Annotated in this window: 20 protein-coding genes; 4 read left to right on the top strand and 16 right to left on the bottom strand. The window is 54.2% G+C overall.

From position 1 onward, the window contains the following. Positions 1–140: 140 nt before the first annotated feature. A complete protein-coding gene (gene hmpA / locus FDX09_RS08145) occupies positions 141–1,331 on the top strand; it encodes an NO-inducible flavohemoprotein (protein ID WP_069324438.1) in 1,191 nt (396 codons plus the stop codon). 101 nt (positions 1,332–1,432) lie between these two features. Here hmpA and glnB read toward each other — a convergent pair whose 3' ends face one another. From glnB to purL, 5 genes are all read right to left on the bottom strand, one after another. Further along, the gene (gene glnB / locus FDX09_RS08140; RefSeq protein WP_000717694.1) at positions 1,433–1,771 is read right to left on the bottom strand and encodes a nitrogen regulatory protein P-II; all 339 of its coding nucleotides are present in this window, start codon (positions 1,769–1,771) and stop codon (positions 1,433–1,435) included. Positions 1,772–1,831: 60 nt separating this feature from the next. Continuing rightward, complete coding sequence (gene glrR / locus FDX09_RS08135; RefSeq protein ID WP_304441077.1) at positions 1,832–3,166, bottom strand: two-component system response regulator GlrR; 1,335 nt, start codon at positions 3,164–3,166, stop codon at positions 1,832–1,834. Continuing rightward, on the bottom strand, positions 3,166–3,909 hold the full coding sequence (qseG, locus tag FDX09_RS08130; RefSeq protein ID WP_038642680.1) for a two-component system QseEF-associated lipoprotein QseG: 744 nt from the start codon (positions 3,907–3,909) through the stop codon (positions 3,166–3,168). Before qseG ends, glrR begins: the two co-directional genes overlap by 1 nt. 22 nt (positions 3,910–3,931) lie before the next feature. Further along, positions 3,932–5,362, bottom strand: coding sequence for a two component system sensor histidine kinase QseE/GlrK (gene qseE / locus FDX09_RS08125; RefSeq protein WP_123261017.1), 1,431 nt, complete (start codon positions 5,360–5,362; stop codon positions 3,932–3,934). A 599-nt stretch (positions 5,363–5,961) separates the two neighbouring features. Further along, positions 5,962–9,849 carry a phosphoribosylformylglycinamidine synthase gene (purL, locus tag FDX09_RS08120; RefSeq protein ID WP_137347037.1) on the bottom strand — a complete coding sequence of 1,296 codons (3,888 nt, stop codon included), beginning with the start codon at positions 9,847–9,849 and terminating at the stop codon, positions 5,962–5,964. Positions 9,850–10,106: 257 nt separating this feature from the next. Here purL and mltF point away from each other — a divergent pair, with 257 nt between their 5' ends. Further along, entirely contained in the window at positions 10,107–11,657 is a 1,551-nt protein-coding gene (gene mltF / locus FDX09_RS08110; protein ID WP_137347036.1) for a membrane-bound lytic murein transglycosylase MltF, read from the top strand. 40 nt (positions 11,658–11,697) lie between these two features. Here mltF and tadA read toward each other — a convergent pair whose 3' ends face one another. Genes tadA through murQ form a run of 4 tightly spaced genes read right to left on the bottom strand, consistent with a single transcriptional unit; the run spans position 11,698 to position 15,159 of the window. Further along, positions 11,698–12,195: a tRNA adenosine(34) deaminase TadA gene (gene tadA, locus FDX09_RS08105; protein ID WP_038642688.1), complete on the bottom strand. Its 498-nt coding sequence runs from the start codon at positions 12,193–12,195 to the stop codon at positions 11,698–11,700. A gap of 57 nt (positions 12,196–12,252) precedes the next feature. Beyond that, positions 12,253–12,888, bottom strand: a complete 636-nt coding sequence (yfhb, locus tag FDX09_RS08100) for a phosphatidylglycerophosphatase C (protein WP_038642689.1) — start codon at positions 12,886–12,888, stop codon at positions 12,253–12,255. A gap of 3 nt (positions 12,889–12,891) precedes the next feature. Further along, on the bottom strand, positions 12,892–14,256 hold the full coding sequence (locus FDX09_RS08095) for a PTS transporter subunit EIIC (protein WP_085049301.1): 1,365 nt from the start codon (positions 14,254–14,256) through the stop codon (positions 12,892–12,894). A 9-nt stretch (positions 14,257–14,265) separates the two neighbouring features. Continuing rightward, entirely contained in the window at positions 14,266–15,159 is an 894-nt protein-coding gene (gene murQ / locus FDX09_RS08090) for an N-acetylmuramic acid 6-phosphate etherase (RefSeq protein WP_085049329.1), read from the bottom strand. A gap of 117 nt (positions 15,160–15,276) precedes the next feature. On the opposite strand from murQ, the gene FDX09_RS08085 reads away from it, so the two are divergent. Continuing rightward, on the top strand, positions 15,277–16,125 hold the full coding sequence (locus FDX09_RS08085) for a MurR/RpiR family transcriptional regulator (protein WP_085049300.1): 849 nt from the start codon (positions 15,277–15,279) through the stop codon (positions 16,123–16,125). Positions 16,126–16,180: 55 nt separating this feature from the next. Continuing rightward, positions 16,181–16,441 (top strand): YfhL family 4Fe-4S dicluster ferredoxin, encoded by a 261-nt coding sequence (locus FDX09_RS08080; RefSeq protein WP_038642696.1) that lies wholly within the window; start codon positions 16,181–16,183, stop codon positions 16,439–16,441. Here the strand turns inward: FDX09_RS08080 and acpS are convergent. The 7 genes from acpS to lepA form a co-directional block, all read right to left on the bottom strand. Next, positions 16,438–16,818 (bottom strand): holo-ACP synthase, encoded by a 381-nt coding sequence (gene acpS / locus FDX09_RS08075; RefSeq protein ID WP_038642698.1) that lies wholly within the window; start codon positions 16,816–16,818, stop codon positions 16,438–16,440. The genes FDX09_RS08080 and acpS overlap by 4 nt on opposite strands. Beyond that, positions 16,818–17,549 (bottom strand): pyridoxine 5'-phosphate synthase, encoded by a 732-nt coding sequence (gene pdxJ, locus FDX09_RS08070; protein WP_003838383.1) that lies wholly within the window; start codon positions 17,547–17,549, stop codon positions 16,818–16,820. The genes acpS and pdxJ overlap by 1 nt, the downstream gene beginning before the upstream one ends. A gap of 11 nt (positions 17,550–17,560) precedes the next feature. Further along, complete coding sequence (gene recO / locus FDX09_RS08065) at positions 17,561–18,289, bottom strand: DNA repair protein RecO (RefSeq protein WP_038642700.1); 729 nt, start codon at positions 18,287–18,289, stop codon at positions 17,561–17,563. Between the two features lie 11 nt (positions 18,290–18,300). Beyond that, complete coding sequence (gene era, locus FDX09_RS08060; protein WP_042306656.1) at positions 18,301–19,206, bottom strand: GTPase Era; 906 nt, start codon at positions 19,204–19,206, stop codon at positions 18,301–18,303. Then, positions 19,203–19,883, bottom strand: coding sequence for a ribonuclease III (gene rnc, locus FDX09_RS08055; RefSeq protein WP_003037579.1), 681 nt, complete (start codon positions 19,881–19,883; stop codon positions 19,203–19,205). The genes era and rnc overlap by 4 nt, the downstream gene beginning before the upstream one ends. A gap of 269 nt (positions 19,884–20,152) precedes the next feature. After that, complete coding sequence (gene lepB, locus FDX09_RS08050; protein ID WP_038642704.1) at positions 20,153–21,127, bottom strand: signal peptidase I; 975 nt, start codon at positions 21,125–21,127, stop codon at positions 20,153–20,155. 15 nt (positions 21,128–21,142) lie between these two features. Beyond that, positions 21,143–22,942: a translation elongation factor 4 gene (lepA, locus tag FDX09_RS08045; RefSeq protein WP_038642706.1), complete on the bottom strand. Its 1,800-nt coding sequence runs from the start codon at positions 22,940–22,942 to the stop codon at positions 21,143–21,145. Between the last annotated feature and the right edge of the window lie 45 nt (positions 22,943–22,987).

Raw genomic sequence — 22,987 nt, 5'->3', positions numbered from 1 at the left:
CTTTTCAGGTTTGTGATGCAGATTTTTCACGATGTAACCTTTAAAACGCAAAGTTACAAAGAACCATTTACAATGCAGGGGTATTTTTTATAAGATGCATTTGACATACATCATTAAAGTTTCAGATAAAGGAAGACCGTATGCTTGACGCACAAACCATCGCTACAGTGAAAGCCACCATTCCCCTGCTGGTTGAAACAGGTCCGAAGCTGACCGCCCATTTCTACGATCGCATGTTTACGCATAACCCAGAGCTGAAAGAAATTTTCAACATGAGTAACCAGCGCAATGGCGACCAACGTGAAGCGCTGTTTAACGCCATTGCCGCGTATGCCAGCAACATCGACAACCTGCCAGCGCTGTTGCCAGCCGTTGAGAAAATCGCCCAGAAACATACCAGCTTCCAGATTAAACCAGAGCAGTACAACATCGTAGGAAGTCACCTGCTGGCCACGCTGGACGAAATGTTCAGCCCGGGCCAGGAAGTGCTGGATGCGTGGGGCAAAGCATACGGCGTGCTGGCGGGCGTGTTTATTAACCGTGAAGCGCAAATCTACAGCGAAAACGCCAGCAAAACCGGCGGTTGGGAAGGTACGCGTCCTTTCCGTATCGTGGCGAAAACGCCGCAAAGCCGCGCGATTACCAGCTTTGAGTTTGAACCCGTCGATGGCGGCGCAGTGGCGGAATACCATCCGGGTCAATACCTGGGCGTCTGGCTGAAGCCGGAAGGTTTCCCGCATCAGGAAATCCGTCAGTATTCGCTGACCCGTAAGCCAGATGGCAAAGGCTACCGTATTGCCGTGAAGCGCGAGGACGGTGGTCAGGTTTCAACCTGGCTACATAACCACGCCAATGTCGGTGATGTGGTTCACCTGGCCGCGCCAGCAGGGGATTTCTTTATGGACGTCGCGACCGATACGCCGGTGTCGCTGATTTCCGCTGGCGTGGGCCAAACGCCAATGCTGGCGATGCTGGATACGCTGGCAAAAGCTCATCATACGGCGCAGGTTAACTGGTTCCACGCGGCGGAAAATGGCGATGTACATGCTTTCGCCGATGAAGTAAAAGAACTCGGCAAAACGCTGCCACGCTTTAGCGCACATACCTGGTATCGTGAGCCAAACGAAGCCGATCGCGCGAAAGGTGCGTTTGATAGCATTGGTCTGATGGATCTGAACAAATTGGAAGGGGCAATCAGCGATCCGGCGATGCAGTTTTATCTGTGCGGCCCGGTCGGCTTTATGCAGTTCGCCGCGAAGCAACTGGTCGGTCTGGGCGTGAAAAACGAGAACATTCATTACGAATGCTTCGGCCCGCATAAAGTATTGTAATGTATTACGCGAGTAGGCCGGATAAGGCGTTTACGCCGACATCCGGCAATCACTCTGCCTGATGCGCTACGCTTATCAGGCCTACAAATTAACGGCGCGGCTTAGATTGCCGCGTCGTCTTCTTCACCGGTACGAATACGAATAACGCGCGCCACGTCGAAAACAAAAATCTTACCGTCACCGATTTTACCGGTCTGTGCGGTACGAATAATGGTGTCAACGCAGGTATCGACGATGTCGTCGGGAACCACAATTTCAATTTTTACCTTCGGCAGAAAATCCACCATGTATTCCGCACCACGGTATAACTCGGTATGGCCTTTCTGACGGCCAAACCCTTTCACTTCTGTCACAGTCATACCGGTAATGCCGACTTCAGCCAGCGCTTCACGGACGTCGTCCAGCTTGAAAGGTTTAATAATCGCATCAATCTTTTTCATGCTATTCCTTGAAAAGGTCGCCTGTCTTTTGATCGAATAAAGCTAACATAATCCGCAGATTTATTCTTTGAAATCGTTTGCATCCAGCTCATGGCGAGAAAGCAACTTGTAGAACTCGGTGCGATTGCGCCCCGCCATTCGCGCCGCGTGGGTCACATTGCCTTTTGTGATTTGCAATAGTTTGCGCAGGTAGTTAAGTTCAAACTGATTGCGCGCTTCAACAAAAGTCGGCAGCGCGGTGTTCTCCCCTTCCAGGGCCTGCTCCACCAGCGCATCGCTGATAACCGGCGAAGAGGTCAAGGCCACGCACTGCTCAATCACGTTGACCAACTGGCGTACGTTGCCCGGCCAACTGGCGGTCATCAAACGCTTCATGGCATCGGTCGAGAAGGCACGCACGAAGGGTTTGTGCCGTTCAGCAGACTGTCGTAGCAGGTGGTTTGCCAGCAGCGGAATATCTTCCGTACGCTCGGCAAGCGCCGGGATCTTCAGACTAACCACGTTGAGGCGATAGTACAAATCTTCACGGAACTCGCCCCGCGCCATCGCTTTAGGCAGGTCGCGGTGGGTAGCCGATATAATGCGCACATCAATGTCTATATCGCGGTTACTGCCCAGCGGCCTGACCTTGCGTTCCTGTAAAACGCGCAGCAATTTGACCTGTAACGGCGCGGGCATATCGCCAATCTCATCAAGGAACAGCGTCCCGCCTTCCGCCGCCTGAAACAGGCCCTCGCGATTGCTTACCGCACCGGTAAAGGCGCCGCGCGCATGACCAAACAGTTCGGATTCCAGCAGCTGTTCCGGTAACGCGCCGCAGTTAATAGCAATGAATGGCTTGTGGCTGCGCGGGCTGGCGTTATGAATCGCCTGGGCAAACACCTCTTTCCCGGTTCCGCTTTGACCGTTAATCAATACGCTCACATCCGATTGCGCTACCATCCGCGCCTGTTCTAACAGACGCAGCATCAGCGGGCTGCGGGTGACGATAGACTCACGCCAGCTGTCATCAGTGGCTGGCGCAGACTGTTCTAATGCGCCATCAATCGCGTGGTATAACGCGTCTTTATCAACCGGCTTGGTGAGAAAACTGAATACTCCTTGCTGCGTCGCGGCAACGGCGTCAGGGATGGAACCGTGAGCAGTGAGGATGATAACCGGCATTCCAGGTTGTACTTTCTGGATTTCAGTAAACAGCTGCATGCCGTCCATTTCATCCATACGCAGATCGCTGATAACCAGATCCACTTTTTCGCGGTTCAGCACCCGTAACCCTTCCTGCCCACTTTCGGCGGTTACGACGCTGTAACCTTCGCTGGTCAGTCGCATACCGAGCAATTTCAACAGGCCCGGATCGTCATCCACCAGCAGCAGATGTGCGGGCTTACGGCTTATCATGGTGTGACCTCATCGGCAGATGGCGCAGTGCCATCCTCGTTATCAGGCGTGGTGAGTTTATCATTCCCGTGCGGCGCGTCAGGATTGTAGCTGCCGGCAGGTTTGCGCGTGGAAAGCTGACGTTCTATATCAGTCAGATTCTCCAGCTTACGGGTTGTGAGATCGAGCTGAGACTGCAAATGCTGCTGCTGTTGACGCAGCGTGTCCAGATCGCTGTCCGATGTTTGCTGGAGTTTACTGTAGCGCATACGCTCTTCGGCAAGCTGCAGTTGTAGCGTTTGGCTGCTGAGCCAGACCTGATACAGCGGTCTGACTTGCGGCGGAATTTGCGGACTTAATGCCTCGAGGCGCGTAACAGCCTCCCGCCTTTCAGGTGGCGTAATGTTAGCGTTATCAAGCAGAATCCCGCGTCTGAAAGCCCCCTGCCAGGTATCTGGCATCATCATACTGGCTTCACTGCGCGCCTGTACCGGCATCAGGCGATTGGCGCAATCCATAGCCCGCAGCCAGTACAGTGGGTTTGTCTCTGTAGGCTGGCTCGTCAGGGACCAGATATCCGTACACTCGGTTGCAAGATAGTCCGCCAGTTGGTAAGGCGGGATTTTCTCCTGAGAGGGATCGCCAGTAACATGATTCACCGCGTTCGGCACACACCCGGCCAGCGCCAGACACGGCAGGCTCATAAGCAAGACTCGACGGAAAAAATGTCGTTTAAGCATTCGGAAAACAACGTGTGGCATACTCACCAGACTTAGGTTTATTTTAGTGATTTTTTGCAGCAGATAGGGGCAATTCTATGCGAAAACAAACGCTTTGCGCATGGTCATCAACCAGATACAGTTTGCCTCGCATACGGCGGATGCAATCTCTGGCAATGCTCAGCCCCAACCCGCTTCCTTTTACCGCCCCTTTTCGCTGATGGCTACCCTGGAAAAAAGGCTCGAAGATCATGGTCTGTTCTGCTTCTGGAATCGGTGTGCCTGTATTCGTTATATCGATGTATACCGTTGAGCCATGCAAACTGCTGCGAATCCAAATGTTACCGGATTCAGCGCCATAGTGCACCGCATTGGAATAAAGATTGTCCAGCACGCTCATCAACAGCATCGGTTCCGCCAGGCAGGTGTTCGCCTCAAGCGCTACCTCAGTATGTATCATTTTGCCGCGAGCAGGCAGGCTATGTGCAGAAACAACGCTTTCAACCAGCGGCGCGATGTCCACACTCTCAAGCTCAACCTCGTCATCCGCCAGTTTGCGGTTGTAATCAAGAAGCTGCTCAATCAGCTTTTGCAGGTTACGGCTGCTGTCATCCAGAATACCGACCACCTCTTTTTGCTCCGGCGTAAGCGGTCCAACAACCTGATCGGCCAGCAACTCCGTCCCTTCACGCATGCTCGCCAGCGGCGTTTTCAGCTCATGGGAAAGATGACGTAAAAACTGATGCCGTTGCGACTCAAGCCAGGAAAGACGTTCGCTCAACCAGATAATGCGCTGACCGACAGACCTCAGCTCACGCGGCCCGGTAAATAATACGCTGTCGCCCAGCGAGCGCCCTTCCCCCAGCCGATTGATCATCCTTTCTATGCCCTTCACCGGGCCGATAATCATACGAGTGAACAGCAGTACCATCGCCAGGCTGACGAGAAACAGCACCAGCGCCTGCCAGCCGAAGAACTGCCCACGTTCGGCAATTTCCTGCTGTAGCTGCTGGCCACGAGAAAAGACCACGGTGCGCGTCGCCTGTACCATCTCGGTATTGGCATTCGCGAACGCTTCCAGCCGGGCTGCCGCTACGCTATCTGGACCGCTGTTATTGCACTGTAATTGCGCGAGGTCGTTGAGATCCTGACGTAACGCCTGATAAAGCTTGGTATCCGGCAACACGCCCGCATGCGCATCCAGCATGTCGCTATAGCGCTTACGCTGACTCTGGTAGACCTTTGCCAACGTTGAGTCATCAAGCACACAATACTGCCGGTAGCTACGCTCCATCTCCAGCGCGGCGTTGGTCATCGCCTCACTGCGTCTGGCGTCAATCAGCGTGGTGCGGTTGGTCAGCGCCGCCTGCGCGCTCAAGGCATTCAGGCTTTGCCACGCCTGCCAGGCCAGAACTAACAACGGCAGCAGAATCAGCAAGAATGCCAACATAACCAATTGACGTAAAGATCGGGGGAAAACTGACCAGCGCTTCAAGGCGTTACTCTCAATGGACAGGAATAGCTTGATGCTAACTGAGGGGAACGCCAGATACAACAAAGCCGGGATTAACCCGGCTTTGTTGTGGAATAAGGCGGTGCCTAACTCGACGTTTCGCCCGGAGGTTGATATGAGCCATGCTAATATCAGATGTTGGACGGCAGGCACCTTGTTGTGCGTCATTCGAAGTTTATGTAGCGCTTCCCGAAGGGGCTGACATAAGAAGGTGAATGAGCCACTGGTTAATATTATGCAGCATCTGTGCCAATATTCAAAACACTTTGTTAACACAATGATAGATATGAAGAATATCGTTGTTCATGCAAAAAATGGTTCTGCCGGTTTTTTGCACTTTCTGTCGCCAATCAGCAACACCTGTAGCACTTAAAAACAAAACCATTATAAATCATATGATTAAGTGTCTCTTTTTGACGACATCGTCACCCCGCCCATGTCGGGATTTCCCGACACTTTAATTTTGCGGCATAAGCACTGAGTTTATTGCCGGATGGCGGCGTAAACACCTTATCCGGCCTACAAAGAGACAGGCAAAAAAAAAGCCCCTCGCAGGAGGGGCTTAATGGCTATCGGGCTAATTAACCGAGCTGTTTGCGCGCGTTGCGGAAAATACGCATCCACGGGCTGTCTTCGCCCCAGTTTTCCGGGTGCCAGGAGTTAGCCACGGTGCGGAACACACGTTCCGGATGCGGCATCATAATGGTGACGCGACCATTTTCAGTGGTAACGGCAGTAATACCGTTCGGCGAACCGTTCGGGTTAGCCGGGTAGGTTTCGGTCACCTTACCGAAGTTATCAACGTAGCGCAGCGCCACCAGGCCTTTGCTCTCAAGCTGAGCCAGATGCGCGTCGTCACGCACTTCCACACGGCCTTCACCGTGAGAAACGGCAATCGGCATCATCGAACCAACCATATCGCTAAGCAGTAATGACGGGCTTTGCGTCACTTCGACCAGGCTGAAGCGGGCTTCAAAACGATCGGAGTGGTTACGCACAAAGCGCGGCCACAGGTCGCTTCCCGGGATCAGTTCGCGCAGGTTAGACATCATCTGACAACCGTTACACACGCCCAGCGCCAGCGTTTGCGGGCGATGGAAGAAGGTTTCAAACTCATCACGGACGCGGTTGTTGAACAGAATCGACTTCGCCCAGCCCTCCCCGGCGCCGAGCACATCACCGTAAGAGAAGCCGCCACAGGCTACCAGCGCCTGGAAATTCCCCAGACCGATACGTCCGCCCAGCAGATCGCTCATGTGCACGTCGATAGCATCGAAGCCCGCACGATGGAAAGCGGCCGCCATCTCGACGTGGGAGTTAACGCCCTGCTCACGCAGTACAGCGACTTTAGGACGTGCACCGGTAGCGATGTACGGGGCAGCAACATCTTCGTTGATATCGAACGTCAGTTTAACGTTGAGGCCAGGATCGGCGTCGTTGGTTTTAGCGTCGTGTTCCTGATCGGCGCACTCCGGGTTGTCGCGCAGACGCTGCATCTGCCAGGTGGTTTCTGCCCACCACATACGTAGGGTAGTACGGCTTTCGCTGAACACCGACTGTCCGTTAGCGGAGAGAGTGAAGCGGTCGCCTTCCACGGCTTTGCCGAGGTAGTGTACGCTGTCTGCCAGACCGTTGGCCGCCAGAATGGCTTCCACCGCGTCACGGTCAGCGGCGCGAACCTGGATCACCGCGCCCAGTTCTTCGTTAAACAGCGCTGCCAGACGATCGTCGCCCAGCGTGCTGATATCAGCCTCAATACCACAGTGCCCGGTGAAAGCCATTTCCGCCAGCGTCACCAGCAAGCCGCCGTCGGAGCGATCGTGGTAAGCCAGCAGCTTGCGCTGTGCGACCAGCGCCTGCATGGCGTCGTAGAAGCCTTTCAACTGCGCCACATCACGTACGTCGGCCGGTTTGTCTCCCAATTGGCGGTAAACCTGCGCCAGCGCGGTCGCGCCGAGTGCGTTGTGGCCCAGACCAAGGTCAATTAACAGCAGGGCATTATCTTCAGTAGAGAGCTGCGGAGTAATGGTGTGGCGCACGTCTTCCACGCGGGCAAAAGCGGTGATCACCAGTGACAACGGCGAGGTCATTTCGCGCTGTTCGTTGCCTTCCTGCCAGCGGGTCTTCATCGACATGGAGTCTTTACCCACCGGAATGGTCAGGCCAAGCGCCGGACATAATTCTTCCCCGACGGCTTTTACCGCTTCGTATAACCCGGCATCTTCACCCGGGTGACCCGCAGCCGCCATCCAGTTTGCGGAGAGTTTAATGCGTTTGATGTCGCCAATCTGTGTTGCCGCAATGTTAGTCAGCGCTTCACCTACCGCCAGACGGGCAGAAGCGGCGAAGTCCAGCAGAGCGACTGGCGCACGTTCGCCGATAGACATCGCTTCACCATAGTAGCTATCAAGACTGGCGGTGGTCACCGCACAGTTAGCCACCGGGATCTGCCACGGCCCGACCATCTGGTCACGCGCCACCATACCGGTAACGGTACGGTCGCCGATGGTTACGAGGAAGGTTTTTTCCGCGACGGTCGGCAGATGCAGTACGCGGTTCACCGCATCGGCAATCGAGATTTCGCCACGATTCAGGGCATCACCCTTCGCTTTCAGCGTCTGCACGTCGCGGGTCATCTTCGGCGTTTTGCCCAGCAACACGTCCAGCGGCATATCGATCGGCTGGTTGTCGAAGTGGCTGTCGCTCAGGGTCAGATGCTGCTCTTCGGTGGCTTCGCCAATCACCGCGTACGGCGCGCGCTCACGCTTACACAGCTCGTCAAACAACGGCAACTGGTCAGCGGCCACCGCCAGCACGTAACGTTCCTGAGATTCGTTACACCAGATTTCCAGCGGGCTCATACCCGGCTCGTCGCTGAGGATATCGCGCAACTGGAATTTACCGCCGCGACCGCCATCGCTTACCAGCTCCGGCATGGCGTTGGACAGACCGCCCGCGCCGACGTCGTGAATAAACAGAATCGGGTTGGCATCGCCCATCTGCCAGCAGCGGTCGATAACTTCCTGACAGCGGCGTTCCATTTCCGGGTTATCGCGTTGTACGGAGGCGAAGTCGAGATCGGCATCAGACTGACCGGAAGCCATAGAGGATGCAGCGCCACCGCCGAGGCCGATGTTCATCGCCGGACCGCCGAGGACAATCAGCTTCGCGCCGACGACGATCTCGCCTTTCTGCACGTGATCGGCGCGGATGTTGCCGATCCCGCCCGCCAGCATGATCGGCTTGTGGTAGCCGCGCAGCTCTTCACCGTTGTGGCTGTTAACCTTCTCTTCGTAAGTTCGGAAGTAGCCGGTCAGCGCCGGGCGACCAAATTCATTATTAAACGCCGCGCCGCCTAATGGCCCTTCGGTCATGATATCCAGCGCGGTAACGATACGGTCCGGCTTACCAAAGTCTTCTTCCCATGGCTGTTCAAAGCCCGGAATACGCAGGTTGGAAACGGAGAAGCCCACCAGCCCGGCTTTCGGCTTCGCGCCGCGCCCGGTTGCGCCTTCATCACGAATTTCACCGCCGGATCCGGTTGCCGCCCCCGGCCACGGAGAGATGGCGGTCGGGTGGTTGTGAGTTTCTACCTTCATCAGGATATGGGCTGGCTCCTGATGGAAATCGTAGCGACCGGTTTTGTGGTCGGCAAAGTAGCGCCCCACGTCAGAACCTTCCATCACCGCGGCGTTGTCTTTATAGGCGGACAGCACGTGGTCCGGCGTGGTTTCAAAGGTATTTTTGATCATCTTAAACAGCGACTTCGGCTGCTGTTTACCGTCGATAACCCAGTCGGCGTTAAAAATCTTGTGGCGACAGTGCTCAGAGTTGGCCTGCGCGAACATGTACAGTTCGATGTCGTTCGGGTTGCGCCCCAGTTTGCTGAACGCGTCCTGCAGATAGTCGATTTCATCCTCCGCCAATGCCAGGCCGAGACGCACGTTGGCGTCAATCAGCGCCTGACGGCCCTCACCCAGCAGATCGACGCTGGAGACCGGCGCAGGCTGGTGATGCGCAAAGAGTTTTTCGGCGTCGTTTAGCGCAGAGAAAACCGTTTCCATCATGCGGTCGTGCAGTACGTCGGCAACCTCCTGCCACTGCTCCGCAGTCAGCGTAGAAGCTTCGACATAGTAAGCAACGCCACGTTCCAGGCGGCTAATCTGTTGTAGGCCACAATTGTGGGCAATATCAGTCGCTTTAGAAGACCACGGGGAGATGGTGCCCGGACGAGGGGTGACCAGCAGCAATTTGCCCTCAGGAGCGTGGCTGTGAAGAGCAGGACCATATTTCAGCAGGCGTGCAAGCTGCGCGTGCTCATCTTTATTCAATGGTGCGTTCAGATCGGCAAAATGGACGTACTCGGCGTAAATATTGTGGACCTGGAGGTTGGCAGCCTGAAAACGTGCCAGCAGTTTGTTAATACGGAATGCAGACAGTGCAGGTGAACCACGCAGAATTTCCATCATAAGTCTCTCGTCTTCTAAGCTTTCGGTGTGCCCAAGTGGGGGAAACGGGCGGTATTATAAAGAATCTACCGCGCCGACGAAACCGTTTGCGTCGAAATAAAATCGCGGCCTCGTCTTATCATCAAATGCGGTCTGTTTTCTGAATAAGTTGCCAACTGACGCAAGTTTAAGCAAAATGCCGCTCATTAATGACGACTTCACTTCTTAAACAACACTACAGCAGGCAGAGACAACGTACGGTTCAGAGAATTAACTAATTGAAAAAATTAAAGATTAATTATCTGTTCATCGGCATATTAACGCTGTTGTTGGCAGCGGCCCTCTGGCCATCTATTCCCTGGTTCGGTAAAGCCGAAAATCGTATCGCCGCCATTCAGTCGCGGGGAGAACTGCGCGTCAGTACCATTGACTCGCCATTAACTTATGCGACCCTCAACGGCAAAAAATTCGGTCTGGATTATGAACTGGCCCAGGCGTTCGCCAACTATTTAGGCGTGAAATTAAAAATCACCGTGCGCCAGAACATCAGCCAGCTGTTTGACGACCTGGATAACGGGGATGCCGATCTGTTAGCCGCAGGTCTGGTGTATAACAGCGAGCGGGTGAAAAATTACCAGCCCGGCCCGACCTATTACTCGGTGTCACAACAGTTGGTGTATCGGGTTGGGCAATATCGCCCTCGAACCCTGGCTAGCGTGAATGAAAATCAGTTGACTATCGCCCCGGGACATGTGGTGGTTAACGATCTCCAGCAGCTAAAAGAGAAAAAATTTCCCGACCTGAGCTGGAAAGTGGATGACAAAAAGGGCACCACTGAACTACTTGATGATGTCATCGCCGGTAAGCTGGATTACACCATTGCCGATTCCGTCGCCATCAGCCTGTACCAACGCGTACACCCTGAGCTGGCCGTCGCGCTGGACGTCTCCGACGAACAGCCGGTGACCTGGTTTAGTCGTCTGGACGATGACAATACGCTGGCCGCTGCCCTGTTGGATTTCTTTAATTCCATGAACGAAGAGGGTTCCCTGGCAAGACTGGAAGAGAAATATCTTGGGCATGGCGATGATTTTGACTATGTCGACACCCGCACCTTTTTGCGCGCCGTAGACAGCGTGTTGCCAGACCTCAAGCCGCTGTTTGAGAAGTATGCGCAGGAAATAGACTGGCGACTGCTTGCCGCGATCTCTTATCAGGAGTCGCACTGGGACGCGCAGGCCACTTCTCCGACCGGCGTACGCGGACTGATGATGTTGACCAAAAATACCGCCCAGAGTCTCGGGCTGACTGACCGTACCGATGCCGAACAGAGCATCAGCGGCGGCGCGCGTTATTTGCAGGATATGATGAGTAAAGTGCCGGATACCGTCCCGGAAGGAGAACGGATCTGGTTTGCGCTTGCCGCCTACAATATGGGTTATGCGCATATGCTGGACGCGCGGGCGCTGACGGTCAAAACCAAAGGCAATCCGAATAGCTGGTCCGATGTAAAACAGCGGCTACCGCTGCTCAGCCAAAAGCCGTATTACAACAAGCTGACCTATGGCTATGCGCGTGGTCATGAAGCCTACGCCTATGTGGAAAATATCCGTAAATACCAGATAAGCCTGGTGGGATATCTGCAAGAAAAAGAAAAGCAGGCGCAGGAAACGCAGCAACTGGCGCAGGATTACCCGGCGGTGTCGCCCGCGGAGTTATTAGGTAAAGAGAAATTCCCGCTTTCCGCGTTTCTGTCTCAGACGTCGTCAAACTACCTGACGCACTCCCCTTCCCTGCTGTTTTCAGCGCAAAAGAAAGAGGAAAAGTAGTCTTATCGGCCTGATAAACATCAGGCAATCAGACCGGCATTTACGCATTGGCGGATTTTTTCAGGGCTTTAATTTCCTGACGACGCATACGAAAGAAATCGCTGAGCAGCGTGGCGCATTCATCCCGCAGGACTCCCTCTGTCACTTCAACCCGATGATTCATTCCAGGGTGATGTAGCACGTCAATTAATGAACCCGCCGCCCCCGTTTTCGCATCGCGCGCGCCAAAAACCACCCGGCCGATACGGCTGTGCACCATCGCGCCGGCGCACATCACGCACGGCTCCAGAGTGACGTACAACGTGGCATCCAACAGACGGTAATTTTGCAGCACCAGGCCGCCCTGACGCAGCGCCATAATTTCAGCGTGGGCCGTGGGATCATGGTGACCAATCGGCCGGTTCCAGCCTTCGCCAATGACGCGGTTATTATGCACTAATACTGCGCCCACCGGGACTTCACGCTCATCCCAGGCGCGCTTAGCCAGCGTTAAAGCATGACGCATCCAGTATTCGTGGCTAAATTCAACTTCAGACAAAGGGGGTAACTCCAGTAATCAAAGCGGGCGCATTATACACAGACGCTATCGTTTACTCTATTCGAGTTGTTGCAGTTCCCCACGCGGCGTGACGCGCCAGCGATGCTGGCAAAAAGAGAGCAGCGGGTTGTCCTGCTTACTGTCGCTATAACCACTATAAAGTTGCAGCGGCGCGCCAATCTGACGTTCCAGCTGTGTCACTTTCTCATGCCCCAGACAACGCAGAGGCAGCACCCAGCCACCGTATCCTCGCGCCATTTTACTGGCGATCAGATTGACGCGCGGTAGCCACGGGGTATCAAAGTAAACCTGCTCCACCAGCGACTGTGGGGAGCCGGTGATAAGCCAGATGTCGGCGTCAGAACTTAACAGATAAGTGGTCAGCCGCTGCTGTACGAGCGGAAACGCCGTCACGTTATCGCGAAACCAACGTACAAAATCGGCCTGGTGCGCTTTCAGACGCGCCTCGCTACGACCAAAAGTGCATCCCCACAACAGCAGGCTCATTGGCCAGCGGGCCGCGCGTCCTTTTATCAACAACGCCAGCGCAATCACCGGTAACAGAGGCAGCACAAGCAGCACGTTCAGCGGCTGACGACGCAGCAGATAACGTATAAAACTCCCGAACATATCCTGCTGATGTAACGTGCCATCCAAATCAAAAAAGACAACGCGGCGCTGGTGATTGGTCAAACTTTATTCCTCTGGATCGTTGAACCCCAATAGCCAGGTAAACAGAAACCCGGCAATAACTGCTACCAGATAGCCTAACAGATAGAACATCACTTTTCCGGCAACAATCGTTAATGCCAGCGGTAATCCTGAGATACCAAAGGTGATAACCGTCGCCACTTTCCAGTAGCTTATCAGCGCCCCGCCTACCGCTCCGCCAAGACAGGCACCGATAAACGGCTTACCCAACGGCAGCGTAACACCAAAAATCAGCGGTTCGCCAATCCCCAACAATCCAACCGGCAACGCCCCTTTGATCACCTTTTTTAGTCGTGCGTTGCGGGTTTTCATCAGCACCGCAATCGCAGCACCGATTTGCCCAACACCCGCCATTGCAAGGATTGGGAAGAGCGCGTTATAACCATGCGCCTGCACCAGTTCGACGTGGATAGGCACTAACCCCTGATGAAGTCCGGTGAGCACCAGCGGCAGGAAGGTTCCCGCCAGTATAGCGCCGACCAGAAAACCGCCGCGATCGATAGCCCAGGATGCGCCGTGAGCGATAGATTCGGAAATCCAACCGCCCAACGGTTGCAGCGCCACTATCGCAATAGCCCCGGTAATAATGGTGGTCAGCAGTGGGTTAAGGATCAGTTCCAGTGATTCCGGCAGCAGTTCACGGAATTTGCGTTCGATCCAGCACATCAACGCTACCACCAACAGCACGGCGATTACCCCGCCGCGCCCCGGCTGCAGCGTTTCGCCAAACAGGGTAATTTGCGCCAATTGCGGACTGGAGAGGATCCCCGCCATCACTCCGCCCATCGCCAGAGAACCGCCAAAGACTTTAGCGGTATTCACCCCGACCAGAATATTCATAATGGCAAACACGGCGCTGCCAAATATGCCCATCAGTCCAAGTAAATTCGGATAGTGGGTCGCAAAATCCCCGACGATATCCGGTCGCTTAAGGATGTTAATAATGCCGGTAATTAAACCGGAGGCGATAAACGCCGGAATAAGAGGGATAAAGACGTTCGCCAGCTTACGCAGCGCATCGCTCATCGGCGCTTTGTATTTCGCTTTAGCCGCTGACTTCGTGCGCTCGATATCATGCGCATCGGTGCGCTCGCCGCCATCGGCAATCAGGGCGCGCATCGCATCCACCACCCTGGCGGCTTTACCGGGACCGACGATGATCTGGTGCTGCGCGCCCTGCTTCACGTAGCCGCTGACGCCGGACAGTTGCTTGAGTCGGGATACATCGAGCTGAGCCTCATCCCGGACTTCCACCCTGACACGGGTCATACAGTTTTCCAGGCGCAGAATATTTTTCTCTCCGCCAACGCCCAGCAGAATGTCGCTGGCCAGCACCGCCGTCTTATCCATATACACCTCTTAGTGTTCTAACGCCGCGCGTAAAAAACCCTGGTGAGCGGCAAGCTTTTCGCGGGCGGCAGCGGCGTCCAGGCCGGTGAGCGCCATTAAAATGGCGGGTTTAACCTCAAAGTCAGTCTGCTTTAACAGCGCTTGCGCCTGCTCACGCGCAATGCCAGTGGCCTCAACCACCATGCGACACGCCCGATCGACCAATTTGACGTTGGTTGCCTGCATATCCACCATCAGGTTCTGATACACCTTGCCAAACTTCACCATCGCACCGGTGGAGATCATATTGAGCACCAGTTTTTGCGCAGTGCCGGATTTCAGTCGTGTTGACCCCGTCAGGGCCTCCGGCCCTACCACAGGGGAGATGGCAATATCCGCTTCATGAGCAATAGGAGAGTCCGGATTGCAGGAAATGGCCACCGTCGTACAGCCTACCGTCCGGGCATATTTCAGCCCACCAATCACATATGGCGTACGACCTGACGCCGCCAGACCAACCACCAGATCCTCTGGGGTAAGGTTGAGCGTACGCAGATCGTCTTCACCTAACTGCGGGTTATCTTCCGCGCCTTCAACCGCCTTCAGCAACGCGCCCGGTCCTCCGGCTATCAGGCCAACCACCAGACCGTGCGGTACGCCGAAAGTCGGTGGGCATTCAGAGGCATCCAGCACGCCAAGACGCCCGCTGGTACCCGCGCCCATGTATATAATGCGTCCGCCAGCTTTAAGCGCATCCGCCGCCGCATCGACCGCTCGCGCAACTTCAGGAAGAGTGGCTTTTACTGCTTGTGCTACCAGCGTATCCTGTTGATTAAAACGATGAACCAACTCCAGCGTGGAGAGCGCATCAAGATCCATGGTCTGAGGGTTACGGGTTTCTGAAACTAATGCACCGAGATTCATTTTTTGGTCCTTAGGAATTTTTAATTCATAATAATCTGTCATAATGGAATATTATATTCATCCAGGCGAGGGAAATTTTGTTTTGTAATCGCCATCACGTTTTCGCCAGGAGACAGCATGAACTGTTTAATTCGCATTCGTCAGCGTTACCCGGATCTCGCGCAAAGCGATAAAAAACTTGCGGATTATCTCCTTGCTCAACCAGATACCGCGCGTCATCTCAGCTCACAGCAGTTGGCCTTCGAAGCGGGCGTCAGCCAGTCCAGCGTGGTGAAGTTCGCGCAAAAATTGGGTTTTAAAGGATTTCCGGCACTGAAACTGGCGATTAGCGAAGCGCTGGCCAGTAATCCCAACCCCCATTCTGTTCCGGTGCATAACCAGATTCGGGGTGATGACCCGATGCGTCTGGTGGGCGAAAAGCTGATTCAGGAGAACGTGGCGGCGATGCATGCAACGCTGGATATTAACAGCGAAGAAAAACTGTTGGAGAGCGTCACGATGTTGCGCTCTGCCCGACGTATTATTCTGACCGGTATTGGCGCATCGGGTCTGGTCGCGCAGAACTTTGCCTGGAAGCTGTTGAAGATAGGTTTTAACGCGGTAGTCGAACGTGATATGCACGCCCTGCTGGCGACGGTGCAGGCGCTTTCACCAGGCGATTTGTTGCTGGCTATTTCGTACACCGGTGAGCGCCGCGAACTTAATCTGGCGGCAGATGAAACGCTGCGTACCGGGGCCAAAATTCTCGCCATCACCGGATTTACGCCCAATGCCCTGCAGCAACGCGCAAGTCATTGTCTGTATACGATTGCCGAGGAGCAGGCCACGCGCAGCGCCGCGATCTCCTCCACCCACGCGCAAATGATGCTCACCGATTTACTGTTTATGGCGCTGGTGCAGCAGGATCTGGAGCATGCCCCGGAACGCATTCGTCACAGCGAAGCGCTGGTAAAAAAACTGGTCTGAGCAAAGAATGCGCGTATAATGCCCGCCCGATTTGTGATGTTTTGAGAGTTTCCTGATGGCCCTGTTAATCACTAAAAAGTGTATCAATTGCGATATGTGCGAACCTGAATGCCCGAATGAGGCGATTTCGATGGGTGACAGCATTTACGAGATTAACAGCGACAAATGTACAGAATGCGTAGGCCATTACGACACGCCAACCTGCCAGAAGGTGTGCCCGATCCCCAATACTATTTTGAAAGATCCGGCACATTTAGAGAGTGAAGAGCAGTTGTGGGATAAATTCGTCCAGATGCATCACGCGGACAAAATCTAACTTTCAATAATCACCGTGGCGCAGGCGTAGTGACGTTCATCGGCCAGCGTCACATGCATATGGGCGACGCCGAGTTTTTCCGCCAGGTTTAACGCCTCCCCCCATAACCGCAGACGCGGCTTACCGAGCTCGTCGTTGAAAACCTCAAACTGGTTGAATGCCAGGCCGTTGCGGATACCCGTACCAAAGGCTTTTGCTGCCGCTTCTTTAACCGCAAAACGCTTCGCCAGAAAACGCACCGGCTGCTGATGCGTCTCCCAGATTGCCCATTCGTTGTCGCTGAGCACGCGTCTTGCCAGACGGTCACCGGAGCGGGAGATCACCGCTTCAATGCGGGCAATCTCCACGATATCCGTACCTAATCCCAAAATCGCCATTAGCCACGCGCTTCCAGCATCAGGCGTTTCATTTCTACTACCGCGTCTTTCAGACCGCTCATCACTGCGCGTCCGATAATGGCATGACCGATGTTCAGTTCGTGCATTTCCGGGATCCGCGCGATGGCTTTAACGTTGTGGTACGTCAGGCCGTGACCCGCATTCACCTTCAGGCCGAGGCTTGCGGCAAAGGTCGCCGCTTTGGCGATACGCGCCAGTTCGCTGGCCTGTTCCGCGTCGGTTTTCGCATCAGCGTAACAGCCGGTGTGAATTTCAATAAACGGCGCACCAACTTCAGCAGCGGCTTTAATCTGTTCTTCGTCGGCATCGATGAACAGCGAAACCAGAATGCCAGCATCCGCCAGGCGTTTACAGGCGTCGCGCATTTTATCGCGTTGACCGGCGACGTCCAGACCACCTTCGGTGGTAACTTCCTGGCGTTTTTCCGGCACCAGGCAGCAAAAATGCGGCTTCGTCTCAACGGCAATGGCCAGCATCTCTTCGGTTACCGCCATTTCCAGATTCATACGGGTATCCAGCGTCTGGCGCAGAATACGCACGTCTCTGTCGGTAATATGGCGACGGTCTTCACGCAGATGTACGGTAATGCCGTCTGCGCCCGCCTGTTCAACGATAAACGCCGCCTGAACCGGGTCCGGGTATGCGGTGCCGCGTGCATTACGTAAAGTGGCAATGTGGTCAATGTTGACGCCTAACAGTAATTCAGCCATGACAATCCTCGTTAATCATTTTTAATTTTTACTGCGCGTTTTGGCATAAATTGCCGGAACAGTTCCCGGCTTTTTAACGGCTTACCACCAAGATACGGCTTTAACGCCATGCGGGTAAAGCGTTTCGCAGCGCGAAGCGTATCAGCATCCGGAAATTCACGCGACTCAAGCGCTTTCAGATGGCGTCCGGTAAAGGTGGCGTTATCAATCACTACACTTGCGATAAATCCTTTCTCTTCCCGATAGCGATAGGTCATGGTGTCATCTACCGGCTCACCGCTACCCGCGCAGTGGGTAAAATCCACGCCGTAACCCAGATGACCGAGTAAAGCCAGTTCAAAGCGACGCAAGGCAGGCTCTGGCGAACCCGTCGCGCCTGCCAGCGCCTGAATACAGTTCAGGTAGTCGAAAAAGAGTTCAGAAAAGCGGGTCTCGTATTCAAGCACGCGTGAGATAAGCTCGTTGATATACAGACCGCTGTACAACGTAATACCGCTTAGAGGGAGTGCCAGAGAGACGGCTTCGGCGCTACGCAAGGTTTTGACCTCACCACGTCCACCAAAGCGAAGCAGTAACGGCGTAAAAGGCTGGAGGGCGCCTTTAAGATTAGAACGTTTGGAACGCGCGCCTTTGGCTACAAGGCGCACGCGGCCCGATTCTTCCGTGAAGACGTCCAGCACGAGGCTGGTTTCGCTCCACGGGCGGCTATGCAGGACAAAAGCGCGTTGCCAGCCCTCCATCGGGGTTATTCTCAGAGATCGTCGCCGTAACCGAGGCTGCGCAGCGCGCGTTCGTCATCGGCCCAGCCGGATTTCACTTTCACCCACAGTTCAAGGTGAACAGGCGCTTCGAACATTTCCTGCATGTCTTTACGCGCTTCAATACCGATGGTTTTAATTTTGGCCCCTTTGTTGCCAATCACCATCTTCTTTTGCCCTTCACGTTCGACAAGGATCAGACCGTTGATATCGTAGCCGCCGCGCTCGTTAGAGATAAAACGCTCAATCTCAACGGTGACGGAATACGGCAGTTCAGCGCCCAGAAAACGCATCAGCTTTTCACGGATGATTTCAGAGGCCATAAAGCGCTGAGAACGATCGGTGATGTAATCTTCCGGGAAGTGATGAATTGCTTCCGGCAGATGCTTACGTACGATACCCGCAATGGTATCAACATTCAGACCGGTCTCGGCAGAGATCGGCACGATGTCGAGAAAGTTCATCTGGCTGGCCAGGAACTGCAGGTGCGGCAGCAGATCGGCTTTTTCCTGAACATTGTCTACTTTGTTCACCGCCAGAATTACCGGGGCTTTACCATCACGCAGCTTGTTGAGTACCATTTCGTCGTCCGGCGTCCAGCGAGTGCCTTCCACAACGAAAATCACCAGCTCAACATCACCAATCGAGCTGCTCGCCGCCTTGTTCATCAAGCGGTTAATGGCACGTTTTTCTTCCATATGCAGGCCCGGGGTATCAACATAAATCGCCTGATACGCGCCTTCGGTATGGATGCCAACAATACGGTGACGAGTTGTCTGAGCCTTACGAGAGGTAATAGAAATCTTCTGCCCAAGCAGATTATTCAACAAGGTGGATTTGCCAACGTTCGGGCGGCCGACGATGGCAATAAATCCGCAGTAAGTTTTATCGATGCTCATTCCAGCTCCAGTTTTTTCAACGCCTGTTCGGCGGCAGCCTGCTCAGCCTTACGACGGCTCGAACCTGTGCCAACCACCGGTTCACTCAGGCCGCTGACCTGGCAGTGGATAGTAAATTCTTGATCGTGAGCTTCACCACGGACCTGCACCACCAGGTAGGACGGCAGCGGCAGGTGGCGACCCTGCAAATATTCCTGCAGGCGCGTTTTCGGATCTTTTTGTTTGTCGCCTGGGCTAATTTCATCCAGACGGGTTTGATACCAATTCAGGATCAGTTGTTCAACGGTTTGAATATCGCTGTCGAGGAAGACGCCGCCGATCAAAGCTTCAACGGTGTCCGCCAGGATCGATTCACGACGGAAACCGCCGCTTTTCAGCTCGCCTGGCCCCAAACGTAAACATTCACCGAGGTCAAACTCACGGGCTAATTCTGCCAGCGTATTACCGCGAACCAGCGTCGCGCGCATGCGGCTCATATCACCTTCATCCACACGCGGGAAACGGTGATATAACGCATTAGCGATGACAAAGCTCAAAATAGAGTCGCCTAAAAATTCTAAACGCTCGTTATGTTTGCTGCTGGCGCTACGGTGAGTTAATGCCTGCTGCAACAGCTCCTGATGATTAAAAGTGTAGCCCAGCTTCCGTTGAAGCCGATTAATTACGATGGGGTTCATGCGATACCAATAAATGAATGCGTCAACAATTCAGCACACGAAACAGACCTGGTATACGCCATTCACTTAGCCATCTGGCATCGTCTGAATGCTTTTGTATACAAACCAACGCTGTTTCGTGTGCCGTGGCAACCTGTCGGTGCCAACCTAAAACTTCGGGGGAATATTCTATACACAACGACAAGGGATGTCGTTAGTCTGCGGGAATTTATCCGAGAAATAATTCACGTTGTCGCCATAATGACGACAACGTGAACGATTATTAGCAATTAATGAATACCGCCAATACGGCTTAAACGCACGCCGGTCGGCCATTCACCCTCTTGCTTGTCGAAACTCATCCAGATAGCAGTCGCTTTACCCACCAGATTCGCTTCCGGCACAAATCCCCAGTAACGGCTGTCCGCGCTATTGTCACGGTTATCACCCATCATGAAGTAGTGTCCCGGTGGGACGATCCAGGTCGCTAGCTGCTGACCAGGCTGACGGTAGTACATCCCTACCTGATCCTGCGCGATTGGCACGGTCAGAATGCGGTGCGTTACCTCACCGAGCGTTTCTTTACGTTCGGTGAGACGAATACCGTTCTCTTTCGTTTCGTTCAACGGAACTTCAAAGAAACCGCTGGTCGCTTCCCCGCCGTTACGACGAGCAAAGGTCTGCACAAAATCACTTGGCTGAACATCAGAGTAGGTTACCGGCAGCGCATTTTCACACGCCTGACCGGAGCTGCAACCAGGCTGAATAGTCACCTCTTTCGCCACCGGATCGTACGTCACTTTGTCTCCCGGTAAACCGACAGCGCGTTTGATGTAGTCCAGGCGCGGATCTTCCGGGTATTTAAACACCACGATATCACCGCGTTTCGGATGGCCGGTTTCGATCAACGTTTTCTGGTAAATCGGATCTTTAATCCCGTAGGCGAATTTCTCCACCAGAATAAAGTCGCCAATCAACAGCGTCGGCATCATCGAACCTGACGGGATCTGGAACGGTTCATAAATAAACGAACGCACCACCAGCACGATAGCTAATACCGGGAAAACGGATGCGCCAGTTTCCAGCCAGCCCGGCTTAGGGGCCACTTTTTTCAGCGTTGCTTTATCCAGTGAATCACCTGCAGCAGCTTGCGCTGCTGCCTGACGCTCCCGGCGTTTTGGCGCGAAAATGAATTTATCTACGCACCATAAAATGCCCGTCACTAGTGTGGCAATCACCAGAATCAGGGCAAACATGTTCGCCATGCCAACTCCTTAAGATTATTTGCTGTCTTTACCGACATGCAGAATGGCGAGGAACGCTTCCTGCGGCAGTTCGACGTTACCGATCTGCTTCATGCGCTTTTTACCCTCTTTCTGTTTTTGCAGCAGCTTTTTCTTACGGCTGATGTCGCCACCGTAGCATTTCGCCAGAACGTTTTTACGCAGTTGCTTCACCGTTGAACGCGCGATGATGTGCGTGCCGATGGCCGCCTGGATCGCGATATCAAACTGCTGGCGCGGGATCAGATCTTTCATCTTCTCGACCAGCTCACGGCCACGGCTCTGGGAGTTGTCGCGGTGAGTGATCAGCGCCAGCGCATCGACACGTTCGTTGTTGATGAGGACATCAACACGCACCATGTCAGACGCCTGGAAGCGTTTGAAGTTATAGTCCAGCGACGCATAGCCGCGGGAGGTCGACTTCAGGCGGTCGAAGAAGTCGAGTACCACTTCCGCCATCGGAATTTCATAGGTCAGCGCGACCTGGTTACCGTGATAAACCATGTTGGTCTGTACGCCACGTTTCTCGATACACAGCGTGATGACGTTACCAAGGTAAGCCTGCGGCAGCAGCATGTGACACTCGGCGATCGGCTCGCGCAGTTCGTAGATGTTGTTCAGCGGCGGCAGCTTGGACGGGCTATCGACGTAGATTGTCTCCTTCGCTGTGGTTTCCACTTCGTAAACTACGGTCGGCGCGGTAGTGATCAGATCCAGATCGTATTCACGTTCCAGACGTTCCTGAATGATCTCCATGTGCAACAGGCCGAGGAAGCCACAGCGGAAGCCAAAGCCCAGCGCGGTTGAGCTTTCCGGCTCATAGAACAAGGAAGCGTCGTTCAGGCTCAGCTTGCCGAGCGCATCACGGAAGTTTTCGTAATCGTCAGAGCTGACCGGGAACAGACCGGCATAAACCTGCGGTTTCACCTTCTTGAAACCTGGTAGCGCTTTCTCTGCCGGGTTACGCGCAGACGTTAAGGTATCACCCACCGGGGCGCCAAGGATGTCTTTAATCGCACAAACCAACCAACCTACCTCGCCGCATTTCAGCTCGGTACGGTCAACCTGTTTCGGCGTGAAGATACCCAGACGGTCGGCGTTATAAACCTGACCGGTGCTCATCACTTTAATCTTGTCGCCTTTACGCATGGTGCCGTTTTTAATACGCACCAGCGAAACCACGCCCAGGTAGTTATCGAACCAGGAGTCGATGATCAGCGCCTGCAATGGGCCTTCCGGATCGCCTTCCGGCGGCGGAATGTCGCGCACCAGACGTTCCAGCACGTCGGTCACGCCCACGCCGGTTTTCGCCGAGCAGCGTACTGCGTCGGTGGCGTCGATGCCGACGATATCTTCAATTTCTTCCGCTACACGCTCAGGGTCAGCGGCTGGCAGGTCAATTTTGTTCAGTACCGGCACCACTTCCAGATCCATTTCCATGGCGGTGTAGCAGTTGGCCAGCGTTTGCGCTTCTACACCCTGCCCGGCGTCAACCACCAGCAGTGCGCCTTCACAGGCGGCAAGCGAGCGGGAAACTTCATATGAGAAGTCGACGTGGCCCGGGGTGTCGATAAAGTTAAGCTGATAGGTTTCACCATCAGATGCTTTGAAATCGAGCGTCACGCTCTGCGCTTTGATAGTAATACCGCGCTCACGCTCAAGATCCATCGAGTCGAGAACCTGCGCTTCCATTTCACGGTCAGACAGGCCACCGCAGATCTGGATAATACGGTCAGACAGCGTCGATTTACCGTGGTCGATGTGAGCAATGATTGAAAAGTTACGTATGTTCTTCATATAGAGTAATTATTGTGCCTTACGCCCGCCTGAGCAGGCTCTGAG

The sequence above is a fragment of the Citrobacter sp. wls717 genome (genome assembly GCF_005280955.1).
In the GTDB taxonomy this organism is placed as follows: domain Bacteria; phylum Pseudomonadota; class Gammaproteobacteria; order Enterobacterales; family Enterobacteriaceae; genus Citrobacter; species Citrobacter werkmanii.
This window is presented reverse-complemented; position numbering and strand designations above follow the sequence as displayed.